Origin of the sequence: Corynebacterium vitaeruminis (genome assembly GCF_001054325.1) — a bacterium.
GTDB classification, from domain to species: domain Bacteria; phylum Actinomycetota; class Actinomycetes; order Mycobacteriales; family Mycobacteriaceae; genus Corynebacterium; species Corynebacterium vitaeruminis_A.
The window spans coordinates 58,088-70,203 of sequence record NZ_JVVM01000022.1 but is presented as its reverse complement, the minus strand read 5'-3'; the positions used below and the strand labels follow the sequence as shown (position 1 = coordinate 70,203).

Annotated in this window: 10 protein-coding genes; all 10 read right to left on the bottom strand. The window is 58.0% G+C overall.

The window, feature by feature from the left end; translation table 11 throughout:
• Positions 1–6: 6 nt before the first annotated feature.
• Entirely contained in the window at positions 7–549 is a 543-nt protein-coding gene (locus tag ADA16_RS06280) for a TM2 domain-containing protein (protein WP_048760172.1), read from the bottom strand.
• 355 nt (positions 550–904) lie between these two features.
• Positions 905–1,405: a TM2 domain-containing protein gene (locus ADA16_RS10790; RefSeq protein ID WP_053084301.1), complete on the bottom strand. Its 501-nt coding sequence runs from the start codon at positions 1,403–1,405 to the stop codon at positions 905–907.
• Between the two features lie 126 nt (positions 1,406–1,531).
• Entirely contained in the window at positions 1,532–2,455 is a 924-nt protein-coding gene (locus ADA16_RS06270; protein ID WP_048760170.1) for a cutinase family protein, read from the bottom strand.
• Positions 2,456–2,460: 5 nt separating this feature from the next.
• Positions 2,461–2,943, bottom strand: a complete 483-nt coding sequence (locus tag ADA16_RS06265; protein ID WP_239659373.1) for a DUF732 domain-containing protein — start codon at positions 2,941–2,943, stop codon at positions 2,461–2,463.
• A gap of 42 nt (positions 2,944–2,985) precedes the next feature.
• Positions 2,986–5,097, bottom strand: coding sequence for an alpha/beta hydrolase-fold protein (locus ADA16_RS06260; protein ID WP_048760166.1), 2,112 nt, complete (start codon positions 5,095–5,097; stop codon positions 2,986–2,988).
• A gap of 450 nt (positions 5,098–5,547) precedes the next feature.
• Complete coding sequence (locus tag ADA16_RS06255; protein WP_048760164.1) at positions 5,548–6,591, bottom strand: alpha/beta hydrolase; 1,044 nt, start codon at positions 6,589–6,591, stop codon at positions 5,548–5,550.
• Positions 6,592–7,005: 414 nt separating this feature from the next.
• On the bottom strand, positions 7,006–8,025 hold the full coding sequence (locus ADA16_RS06250) for a decaprenyl-phosphate phosphoribosyltransferase (protein ID WP_048760530.1): 1,020 nt from the start codon (positions 8,023–8,025) through the stop codon (positions 7,006–7,008).
• 29 nt (positions 8,026–8,054) lie between these two features.
• Positions 8,055–8,645 carry a phosphatase PAP2 family protein gene (locus ADA16_RS06245; protein WP_048760162.1) on the bottom strand — a complete coding sequence of 197 codons (591 nt, stop codon included), beginning with the start codon at positions 8,643–8,645 and terminating at the stop codon, positions 8,055–8,057.
• The gene (locus ADA16_RS06240) at positions 8,629–10,689 is read right to left on the bottom strand and encodes a glycosyltransferase (protein ID WP_048760159.1); all 2,061 of its coding nucleotides are present in this window, start codon (positions 10,687–10,689) and stop codon (positions 8,629–8,631) included. Before ADA16_RS06240 ends, ADA16_RS06245 begins: the two co-directional genes overlap by 17 nt.
• A gap of 198 nt (positions 10,690–10,887) precedes the next feature.
• On the bottom strand, positions 10,888–11,901 hold the full coding sequence (locus tag ADA16_RS06235) for an alpha/beta hydrolase (protein WP_048760157.1): 1,014 nt from the start codon (positions 11,899–11,901) through the stop codon (positions 10,888–10,890).
• Between the last annotated feature and the right edge of the window lie 215 nt (positions 11,902–12,116).

The window sequence follows — 12,116 nt, the reverse complement described above, 5'->3', positions numbered from 1 at the left end:
AGGCTCCTACGACTGCAGCTGGCGCCCATTTGCGTCATAGGCGTAGGAGCCGCTGCCGACGAGGATCAGAACGAACTCAATAAATGCCCAGACACTGACGCCGATAATTAGGAAGAAGCCGACGAGGAAGATGGCTGTAACCCATCCGACAATGGTCAGGGCCAGCTGAAGCGCCCCTCGCGAATTGTGGCCCAGGTAGAAATTGTGGACGCCGAGGGTTCCCATAAAGAAAGCGAGCAGAGCCGCTGCAATCTTGGACTTATCCGAGACAGGGGTGCCTGCACCCCCGTAAGCCTGGTGCGGGTTCGGACCGCCGAATCCAGCGGAATACGCCGGTTCCTGCTGGTTCGGGAAATCACTCTGAAACGGGTTCGAGTGTCCGTTGTGGAAGTTGTACTGGTTCGGGTCCTGATATCCCTGCCCCATGTTCGGCTGCTGCGGTGGGTACGGATCTGTGTACGGAGTACCGGAGCTGTTGGCAAATTTTCCCTTGGACCTCGGCATACCGTCTTCGTCGAAATCGCCATACGGGTTTATCGGATTCGTCATTGCGCACTACCTTTTCGACTAGATTCCCCTACCGCGCAAAGCCCGGCAGTTCGCTGAAGTGGTAAAAGAACTAATGCTCCCAGAACTTTCACTCCCATTTTGTTCTCAAAAGGGAATGTATTAGTTCTTGCACAAATCCTAACAGCAATCGGCCATTGCGTACGCTCGTAACTTTTCTAGTCACCGACTGCCACGGCTGCAGCGATTTTTGCCACTGCACTAATCCGCACCGCTGCAGGGGCCAAAACTAAAAGGCACTAAGACAATATGAAAACAGTAAGAGGGTCAATGAAGCCCCAGAGCTCATTGACCCTCTTACCAATCGGAAACGCCCCCCTGTGGGATTTCCCAGTTACTAGCTCAGTACCCGCCCCTCAGAGTCGTACTTGTACTCTCCGCTGCCAACGATGAGCATGATGAATTCGACGAAGACCCAAATCCACAGCGGGACTAGAATAAGAAAACCAATGGCCACGGGTGCGGATGCCCAACCAATGATGCCCATTACCAGCTGAATCGCACCGCGGCTAGTATGTCCGGTGTAGAAGTTGTGGATACCCCAGTTTCCCAGGAAGAACGCCAGCAAAATGGCCGCAATCTTGGATTTTGGCGACTCGGTCCGCGCCGGCGTGCCACCATTCACGATGTTGATGGTGGAGTTGTAGCCGGTCGACATTCCAGGCTGGCCGTAGGGCTGTGGCTGCTGAAATCCCTGCTGGAACCCCTGCGGCTGCTGGTAGGCCGGCTGATTCCCCTGCGGGGCACCGTAAGGCTGTGGCGCAGAAGGGGTATCCCAGGGGTTGTTGCCAGGGATAGGCATGCCGTCTTTGTCAAAGTTGCCGTAAGGATTGGTCATCGATTTTGTGCCTTCCCGCTTCGCTGTACATTGGACCCTTATTGGAGCCTGAGGATATTTCATACTCTAGCCCAAAACAAACCATTAGACACCATTTTTACCCGGCGGGTACAGCGATAACGGCGATTACCGCGCCAGCGACTGATCAATCAGCTCGCGAGTCCAGCCCTCAGTCCATGCCAACGGGGTTGTCCCCGGAATCGCCACGTCATTCGTGGCGTAGGTCGCATGCGCTCCTGCGCCGGCAATCATCTCCTGCGCTCGCGCAATCGCATCAGACACTGCCGGAGGAACATCACAGAAGGAGTCCGAGGGCACGCAGACATTCTGGACCTTGTCGTTGAGGGACCCAAAGCCGTCTCGCGGACCGCGCATCGTTGCGCCCGGAACCGCAGCCTGCACAATGCCGCCAAGGGGCTGCAATGACAGCTCGACACCCACGCCAGCCAGCGGAACACCCTGGTTAACACCCTGGTTCGGGTCACGTCGCGGGTCACCCAGCAGTGCCACACCCGCAATGCGCTCGGCGGGGACCACACCGCGGCCATTGCCGATATCGGACGCCAAATCGCCTGCAATAGCCGCGCCCTGGGAAAAGCCCATCAGGACAAAGTCCGTCAGCGGGCACTGCCCGTGCAGGTCAGTCATTTCCTTGGCGGTGACATCGCGCCCGACTGCCTGCGAATCATCGTAGGTGAGCTGGTCAGGCATCTGATGCGTTTTAATCTGTGCCGGGTACGGCGTGGTCCAGACCTTGACATCGCCCTCCGCGTAGGACTGCGAAATCGAGTTCGTCAGGCCAAGCAGCAGCGAGTTTGGGTTCGCGGTCGGGGCCATCGGGTCATCGTCGGCACGCGATTCTGCAGTTCCTGGCACCGCGATAACTTCTACCGCCGGGCACCATTCGGGCTGTTCGGCCAAAACCCCGCCATCGTCGCCGGGTGGCGGTGGGGTTTGGCCGCTTTGGTCGTCGTTAAGCCATTGCACAACGCCGAAGCCAATAGCGGCCACCAGCACAATCACCGCCAGAATTGTCAGCACTTTACGCATGAGTGCTAGCAATACGCCTTTTTAGCGGAGCTTGCAATGATCTTCGCCACTTCCTCGGCGCTGTCCTGCGAACGATCCTGTGCGACCAGCTGCCCGGCAATCGCCAACGCAATCACCTGGCGCTCCTCTTCCGGCGCATCCGCGCATGTCGCGCGACCAGTGCCGATGAGCTGATCTTCCACGCCATCAACATCAATTCCCGCGGATTCCAACGCTTCGAGGTACGAATCGTCAGCCTCGCTGAGCTTCATCTGTCCATCGGGCGCTTCGTCCACGCGCTTGGCTTGAGGGTCCGTAATCTCCGGCGCAGACGTTTCGCTCGGCTTCGGCGTAGAGGTTTTCGTGCTTGACGACGTCGTGGAGGTCTTCGTAGTCGTCGACGAGGTGACCTCTGAAGACTCCACTGTGGAACCACCACAGGCGGCCACTCCGAATGTCAGTAGCGCGACGGCTGCGGTCGTAGCCAGTGTGCGGAAGGACTTGTTCATGGGCATTCGCCTATCCTTTTTCAGTGTCCTACTTTGATTGGCTTACTTGTCGTCACCGTTGTCGACGGCTGGGGCTGGGGCTTCTGGTTCATTGCGCTCCTCGACAATCTTGCCGTTGAGCTGGCGAATCCAGCCACCCTCGAACTCCTGCTCCAGACCGCCGGCCTTCACTGTCTGCAGTGGGCCAACCGGGTAACCGAACGGACCATTTTCATAGCCAGTGCTGCCCCAGTGGTCAGTGATGTCGTTGGAGCCCACCGGCTGGGCACCAGTTTCCGGGGTCCAGTAAATAGAACCGTGTTCGAAGCGCTGGAAAGCGCCGCGGGTGAGCTTGTGCTCATCGCCGTCGACAGGCAGACCCAAATCGGACTCGGCGCCACCGAGCTCCTTGTAGACACGGCCGATTTCACCACGCACGATACGAGGCTCTTCGCCGCCAATCTTCACGATGGTACCGCCCTGGAAGTCCTGGGCGACTCCGCCTGGAATATCGCGATGGTTGGCAGTCGGGTAACCCAGCGGGCCTGTCTCGAAGCCAGCCTTGCCCCAGGCATTCATAATGTCGCCAACGACTTCGTGGGCTCCACCTTCCGGAGTCCAGTAAATCGAACCGTTCTGGAAGTGGACGAACCGTCCCGAACCATCCGGAGTGGCCAGTTCGTTGGTCACCGGGTAGCCAAGCGGCGAGGACGGACCTCCGAGCTCGTTGTAACGCGAACCGATGCGCCCCCAGACCACGTGTGCTCCGGAATCCGGGTGCCAGTAGGCGGTACCACCGGTGAAGTCCTGAGCCACGCCATTCTTCGCGGCGCCGTACTCATCCGACAGACAGGTACCGATTCCTGGCAGCGAAGCGACGGCCTTTTCAATCTCGCCACCTACCTGGCAGACCGCGCCACGATCTGTCTCCGGCAGCTGTAGCGCGTCGGCCAGCGTTGGCCAGGCCTGGCTGACCTCGAACTGCCAGTACGGCCAGGTGTGAGTACCCGAGCTGCGGAAGTTCACAACCGGCTCGACACCTTTTTCACGAGCATTCCGAATGAAGGTTTCACTAGTCATACGGGAGAGGACTTCCAGTGCGTAACCGGTCGGATTGTCCGGCTTCGTCGGATCAATCTGCGACGGCACGTCCCACTCACCGGTGTTGCCGTTACCAGCCGAGATGTACAGTGACATGCCCTTGAGCTTGTCGATGTTCAGCTTCGGATCATTGTCCTTCCAGCGCTGCGAACCGAGCGGGCCCCACATCTTGGTAGCGTCGAAGCCACCGGTGTTCTTCATTGCCAGAGCAATTGCCTGCGGCATGCCCGGTGAGCTCATGTCCAGGTAGCCGGAGAGACTACCGGCGAACTTCCACAACTCTGGGGAGTGCGCTGCAACGTTGTATGCACCGGTGGCGCCCATGGAGATACCAAGAATTCCACGGTCATCGTTGCCGCGGAAGCCGTTGGTTATAACCGGGACGAGCTCCTTGGTGAGGAAGCTCTCCCACTTGTAGTTCTTGCCGTTATCTGGCTGATCCCAGTCAGAGTAGAAGGACGATGTACCGCCAGCAGGCATAACTACCAGGACATTCTTGTCCTCGTAGAAGCGTTCGATATTGGTAGCGCGAATCCAACCGGAGTAGTCATCAAACGATGCCATTCCGTCAAGATGGTAGACACTCGGGAAGGTGCGATCCTTGTCGCGATACCAATCGCGTGGCAGCAAAATCTCAACCTGAATCGGCTTCTCCGGCATAACAGCCGAGCGAATATACGCAATGACGTGGTGATCTGTATACCACTCGACCTTGTCTACGCTGACGCCGCTGGGCAAGTTCGACACTGCAGGAGTGTCGACTTTAAATGGCGTGCGCTCCGGCCCGGGCATCGGCTTTGGCATGCCCAGCCCTGGTAGCTGTGCTCCAGCAGCTTGCGCTGCTTCAGCGGCCTTGGCAAGGTCACCCAGGTTCCCTCCCTGAGGCAACTGCCCCTGAATGGCCTGGAGTTCCTCATAGCTGGGCAGACCCTGCTGAGCTGGCTCGGGATCCGCCACTGCTGCCGGGGCTCCGAGTGCGAGAGTCAACGGTACTGCCAAAAGTGCGGTCAACGCCCGCGACGGTTTACGGCTGTTGCCGAGGCCACCACGAAGGAATCTAGCGGTTACGCGCATAAGAGGGCTTCCCTTTACAAAGTCGCTTGTTGAGATTATTTGAGAAGTTGAGTGTTGCACCGACACCGGTTAGGTGTCCGCAGATAGCATCACGCAGCGCTTGGGCTATGCGATTGCCGTTCGGTTTCCCAGAACTACGTGGTGACCAGCAACGTATCCGAAGGTTCCCCTCCTCCGGCGTACCGCTGCGAGCAGGATCTCACACACGTACTGCGAAACGAACGGTATAGCTACCTGAATAGCTTCACCCTTTACTTTAAGGTTCGACTCTCATGTTTACCCTCTTATGGGTAAAAACAGTGGCGACACACGCAAAACGAACTGAATTCACGTTATAGCAGCATGAAATTTCTGCCGCACAAAAAAGACCAACCCCGAGTACGGGATTGGTCTTTTCTCAAAACTGGCGCCCACCGAGGGGCTCACTGTGAGGAAATCTCACAAGACAGCTTAAACCCCAAGCGCTCCGAGAATATATGGGCGAGCCAGTGCCGCGTCACGCCCCCACAGCTCCCACGAGTGGATACCGTTAGGAGTGTAGACGAACTGTGCATTCAGGCCTGCAGCTCGAGCATCCTGCTCAAAGCGCTGCGTCGAAGCACGAGAGACAGACTCCATTACTGCACGCCAAACAGTGTCGGGGAGCTGCGGTACCGGACGGTTCAAAACCTCCGGATCGCTCCACAGACTCTGAACACCCTGAGCGGAAGAAACATACATCGGCAGCCCACGGAGCTGGTCAAGCAACAACGACGGGTCATTGGCCTGACGCTGCGGCGATGCCGGCACCGGCAGGCCCCACATACCGGTCGGATTGACTACACCAACACCAGCGACCATCGCGGTAGTGCCGGTAGCAACCACCGGATTAGACATCTGGTAGTAGCCAGACAGCGCAGTAACATGCTTAAACTGATCGCGGTGTCGGGCTGCGAGCGACACCGCAGCAGATGCACCCATGGACAGGCCAGCGATTGCATTGCGGTTCGGGTTGACTCCGAACTCTCGCTGCAAGTAAACCGGCAGCTCACGAGTCAGGAAGGTCTCCCACTTCTGAATCTTTGGACCTTCAGTGGTCAGCGCTGGAGTGTTCCAGTCAGTGTAGAAGGAACCATCGCCGGCAGCCGGGGCAACCAAGGTGATGTTGTCATTGACAAAAGTCTGGGCAATGTGGCCCGACCAGATCCACCCGGATGCACCGCGATTAAAGCCCCAGAGACCATCGAGCATGTAAAGGGAGGCATCGCCGCCACCTGTAGCTGCCTTAATCTGAACCGGAATGTTGCGGTTCATAGCTGGCGAGAAGACCTGGCAGTACTGAACCCACCAGTTATATGGGTCCCAGTCACAGCCTGGGCGCAGTCGATCCCGGTTTGGATCAGCGCTCGCATCATTTGCAGATGCGAGCATAATGCCGCCGAACAGCATTGCAATCGCGACAAGAACAGCTACGACCTTCACCGTGAAGTTGTGTCTCACTGCAGTAAAGCTCATTGTTCTCCTCTTTACTTTCGGATTACTTTCGGACCTACCTCCGCGCCAGACTTTTCGGAGGCAGTCGCTTACGCGAGCTTTCGCTTTTCTGCTTCCAGTTGTGACGCGCCAACTGGAGACCCCGCATGAGAATCTCGATTACGTAACAATACTCAAACAATTCACAACAACCAAGTCCAAATCGTAATCATTCCGTAACATTTCTGACATTTGCTGACAAAAATATCTCCGACGGGCACAAACACTGTTCACCACTAAGGGAATTACAAATATGTAATTTCTACCCCCGGCTTACCCTCATCCCCCTGAGCCCCAATAGAAACAACAATCACAGCGCCACTTAAACCCAATCTCGACGCAAAAAGCCCATGCACCTCTCGATGCATGGGCTTTCAGAAAACCAAAGCAGAAGAACTACCCCATAGCTGGAACAGCGTAGACGGCGATGGCAATGGACAGCAGCCACAGCACAGCCAGCGCCTGCAGCGGGCGATCCTTAAGCGCAATCTCATCCGGACTTCCCGCATCACCGCGGTCAACATCAGCTGCGAAGCGCAGGATGGCCACAGTGAATGGAACCATCGAGATCTCGTACCAAATGGCCGAAGTGGAGGAAGTGCCCGGCGCGCGGCCCATCTCGAAGCCCCACAGCGCATAGCTGAGCACCACCGCAGTCGCGGCCAGTGTCCACACAAAGCGCAGGTAAGTCGCGGTGTATCCCTGCAGAGACTTGCGAATCTTCTTGCCCGTGCGCTCTGCCAGCAGCAGCTCCGCGTAACGCTTGCCTGCTGCCATGAACAGCGAACCGAAAGCGGCGACCAGCAGGAACCACTGGGACAGGTTGATGTTGGCGGCCACACCACCGGCCATTGCACGCAGCATGAATCCCGAGGACACCAGCGCGATATCAATCACCGGCTGGTGCTTCAAACCAAAGCAGTAGCCAAGCTGCAGCGCAATATATACAGCCACGACAATTGCCAGCCCCGGCCCCTCAGAGGCAATCCAGGACACGGCAATCGAACCAACAATCAGAGCAACCGCCATGATGTACGCCATGCTCACTGGCAACACACCAGCGGCGATAGGACGGAAACGCTTGGTCGGGTGCGCGCGGTCGGCTTCGACATCGCGGGCATCATTAATCAAGTAAATCGACGATGCTGCCAAACAGAAGGCCACAAACGCCACCAGGATGTCGACGGTCAGGGTGCCGATCGAACGTCCCGAGTCCATAATCTCATTGCCGGCCGCCAGCGGAGCCGCGATAACCAGGACGTTCTTCACCCACTGCTTCGGGCGAAGTGCCTTGATCATGCCGTCCAGCAGGTTCTTCGGCGGATGGCCCTGCGGGTGCGCAGGCTCATCAATACCGGAAGTGTGCGGCTCGGATCCAATCCTTGATTGAGAAGCTGCTCGCTGATTGGCCGACACATTGGCCAAGTTATCTTTCTCCGCCTGTGTCACTGTGCATTCCTTTCCGCAGTGGAGGGCTGTCCACCCTGATTATGCTGCGCCCTTTTCGGCTCGATGACCTTATCACCTATCTTGTCCACCGCAAGAGCAGTGGCAGTGCCCAGCGCCGCTCCAAGAGCGACATCCGTTGGGTAGTGCACTCCCAACACCAGGCGAGAGAGCATGATTGCCGGCACCCCCACGGCCGGAGCTGCCGGGTAGCCCAACTTTGCAATCCCCACCAGTGCCGCCGTTGTCGACGTCGCGTGCGAGGACGGGAAGCTCAGCTTACTCGGCGTGCCAACGCCAATCGCTATACGACGGTCATGGGGACGCGGGCGGCGGACAACGCGCTTAAGCACCACCGATGCCGCATGCGAGGTGAAAGCAGCCACACCAACCTTTGCCCAGCCAATGCGCCGTTCCTTATCCACCACCGCTCCGAGAGCCGCGAGCCCCATCCAACCGAGGGCGTGCTCACCGAAATAGCTCATGCCACGCGCGGTGGGGAGCACACCCGGGACGTCGTTAAGCGTGTGCTGAATATTAACGAGAACGTCGGACTCGCCGAACGGATCGCCTTTAATTTTCGAAGACATCGGCCCAAGCCTTCCTACTGGTCAGATGGTCATAGGCTGCGCGGTAGCGTGCCTGCATTTGTTCAAAACGCTCCTCCACCTGCTTCTGCAGCTCCCAGGATTCCTCCAGCAGAGCCTTGGCCTTGTCGCGGTCGCGCTGGCGATACACCACGCCACGGCCATCAGCGGTGGTGACCGTTGCGCCATCCAGACGCGACAGGGAGAACCAACGAGCCTCCAGCGGCGCCAGGTTCGCCTGCGGAACCTCGTGGTGCTCAGAGTTTTCCGGGCGCACGCTGTGAAGCAGCCCCTTGGCCAGCCAACCGACTTTCTTCAGCTTGCCCAGACGTCCACCGACATCCTTTGTCGGCACTCCCGGAATACCGGAGGGCTTCGGCAGATCGCCTGCGCTCGGCAACACAACCGCATCGGGGAAGCTCTTGCGCAGCGTATTGATACGCGGCAGTGAGGACTCGAGAATGTCGAACAGATGCTCCGGACCTGCCAGGAAGTCCTTCATGGCTTCGTTCTGGATGGCAACAGTGGAGTACTCCAGGCACAGGAGGTGCTTGAAAGTGGCCTTGCGCATGGAACGCACGATACCGGCAGCATCGCCCTCGTGCTGAAGAGCCGCGACAATCAAGCGGTTGCGCAGGTGGAAGTACGCCTGCCAGTCAATGGCATCGTCCTTATCCGACCAGGCCATATGCCAAATTGCGACGCCCGGCCACGTGGCCGTCGGAAAGCCTGCCTTGCCTGCGCGCAGGCCGTATTCGGCATCGTCCCACTTAATAAACAGCGGCAGTGGCTGACCGATCTTCTCAGCGGCGACGCGCGGAATCAGGCACATCCACCAACCATTGAACTCGACGTCGATGCGACGGTGAAGATCCTTCGAATCAACGACCTCACCGGTTGCGTTAGTGCCGTGCTCCCCACGGTCACGCAACGGGTGCGCATAAAAGTCGTGGTCATAGTGGACGTGTGGCGCGGAAGTCCACATGAAGTCATGGCGACCGATAACCTCACCCATCGAGTGCAAGTGGCTGCGCTCCTGCAGGTTCAGCATCTGACCGCCGACCAACATCGGGGACTTCGCGAACCGGCCGACGGCGACCGCACGGAGGATGGAATCCGGTTCGATAGCGATGTCATCATCCATGTAGAGGATGAACGGGCTATCAGTCGCGCGCTTCGGATCGGAGTCCGGACCCCCCAAGGCTTCATACATAATGCGGGAGTAACCACCGGAGCCACCGAGATTTCCCTGCGGGAAGATACGCAGACGATCACCAAAGTGCTCGGAAACAGCATCAAAGCCAGGCTCGTCTGCCGGGTGCTTGGTGCCCTGGTCAGGCATCAAAACAGTGTCAATAATGGCATCGACTTCCGGATCCGAGGACAGTGCCTCAAGTGCAGCAACCGCATCGGTCGGGCGATTAAACGTCGGGATGCCGATAGTGACGCGCCCCTCCGGTGCCGGATGCTCCGTGCCGTCCGGGTACGTCTGGCTCGGCGCCTCGATATCGGAGTACCAACCTGCAGAGTGGATCACTACGTCCGTCTCGCAGGTCAGGTCGAACCAGATCCAGCCACCGTCTTCAAATTGCGTCAGCGGTACTGGGATTTCGCAGACGTGGACATCCTTGCCGTCCACCTTGGCTTCTGCGCCTTCAGCAGCAGCGCCCAGGTCACCGACAACCTCGCCCGTCACAGCGATGCGAGCGCCATCAATCTTCGAACGGTAGATATCCACGCGCGCTGTGCCAGACAGCTCCAGGCGCAGGACAACATTGTCCAGATTCGTCCACCGGCGCCAGTAACTGGCCGGAAAAGCATTGAAATAGGTTTCGAAACTGACTTCATCGCCCGCCGGAATGGTGGCTGACGTGCGTGAATGCGCTTGCACACGACCGGCGTTAGTCTCCGGCTCAACCAAGTAGAGCGAGCGGACATCACGCGGCTCACCCAACTTTGGCAGCAAAATCCGCTGCAGGCGTTCAACGGCAAGGCTTGACGACGTTGTCGGGGTATGTGTCCGCTTTTGTTCAGGCTGTGATGCCATGAGACGTATCAACCACTTTCCGAAAGGTCTACCGGGGATGTTGCCGCCGATAAGTTACCGACGTTTCTGTCTCATAGCATCCTAGTGCCAGTAGCGGATTGCCTCTGTTTGCCACGCTAGTGACAGCCCGGAATGTAACAAGCCCTATGCGCTGCGGATTATCTGCTACGCATAGGGCTGTCAGTTCAGTTTGTAGTTTTAAGCTCCGAGGAAGCCTTCGATGCGGGCCTTGGAGTTCTGCAGGTTGCGCTCCCAGGTCGGCCAGTCATGGACACCGGTCTTGTCGTATTCGAAGGTGGCATCCAGACCAGAGGTACGAGCACGCAGCTCGAACTCACGGGTGGACAGGTGCGCCAGGGATTCCAGCGCAACGCCACCGGCCTTCGGGATGGCACGGTAGAGATTCTTCGGGTCACGAACCTCATCCGGAACACCATTCGCCGAGGTGATAACCAGGTCCAGTCCCTTCATCCGCTCGACGTTCAGGTACGGATCGTTGCGGACACGCTCCTTCGACATTGGGGCACCCCACATATCGATGGAGTTGTAGCCGGCCGAACGCTGAGAGATTTCAATTGCGGTGTGCATACCCGGTGCAGTGGTGTGCAGGTAGCCGGAGAATGCAAGCGCCTGACCAAACTGATCACGGTGATTGTATGCCAGCGACAGCGCAGCGGAAGCACCCATGGACAGACCCGCCACAGAGTTACCAGTTCGAGAAATGCCGAACTCACGCTCAAGGTAGACCGGCAGTTCCTGAGTCAGGAAGGTCTCCCACTTGTTTACCTCTGGCCCGTTCGGCCCAACCGTCGGTCGAATCCAGTCGGTGTAGAAGCTACCGCCGCCGCCACCTGGAATAACAAGGTTAATGTTAGACCCCTCAAAAGTACGCGGGGCGTTACCGCGCTCTACCCAGTCCGAGGCGTCAACCGGGCTACGCAGGCCGTCAAGCAGGTAGAGGGCCTTGTTACCACCATTGGCAGAGGCCACAATCTGGACCGGAATAGTGCGGTCCATGGCTGGCGAATAAACCCGGCACTTCTGGGTGAAGTACTTGTACGAATCCCATTCACAACCCGGGCGCAGCGAACCTCGGTCACCAGCGGCGCTCGCAGCCGGTGCCATAGTAAATGCGGACGCAGCTACAGCTACTGCGGACGCAACGGCTGCAACCTTTCGGCGCCAACCACGGAAAGTAGAGGTGGTTTTCACGTGTGCATTCTCCTCACAATGTGCGACTCCCCACAGCCGGTGGGAACTATCAGGCGTGTTTCCTCTTCAAAGAACTGCCTTAAGAAATAGTAAATCTCAGACGAACTTACCCGCATTCACCGGTATTTTCCAGAAGAACACGTCGAAACCCCACCTTTCGGCGGGACCGTCGAGTTGGTTTTCACTAGTCTGACTGGTCAACTCGCTATCGTCGC

Bases quoted from the DNA above. Each gene is read 5' to 3' on its own strand.
- ADA16_RS06245 (WP_048760162.1), bottom strand. From the start codon at position 8,645: ATGTCTTCGAAAATTAAAGGCGATCCGTTCGGCGAGTCCGACGTTCTC.
- ADA16_RS06280 (WP_048760172.1), bottom strand. From the start codon at position 549: ATGACGAATCCGATAAACCCGTATGGCGATTTCGACGAAGACGGTATG.
- ADA16_RS06270 (WP_048760170.1), bottom strand. From the start codon at position 2,455: ATGCGTAAAGTGCTGACAATTCTGGCGGTGATTGTGCTGGTGGCCGCT.
- ADA16_RS06240 (WP_048760159.1), bottom strand. From the start codon at position 10,689: ATGGCATCACAGCCTGAACAAAAGCGGACACATACCCCGACAACGTCG.
- ADA16_RS10790 (WP_053084301.1), bottom strand. From the start codon at position 1,405: ATGACCAATCCTTACGGCAACTTTGACAAAGACGGCATGCCTATCCCT.
- ADA16_RS06265 (WP_239659373.1), bottom strand. From the start codon at position 2,943: ATGAACAAGTCCTTCCGCACACTGGCTACGACCGCAGCCGTCGCGCTA.
- ADA16_RS06255 (WP_048760164.1), bottom strand. From the start codon at position 6,591: ATGAGCTTTACTGCAGTGAGACACAACTTCACGGTGAAGGTCGTAGCT.
- ADA16_RS06260 (WP_048760166.1), bottom strand. From the start codon at position 5,097: ATGCGCGTAACCGCTAGATTCCTTCGTGGTGGCCTCGGCAACAGCCGT.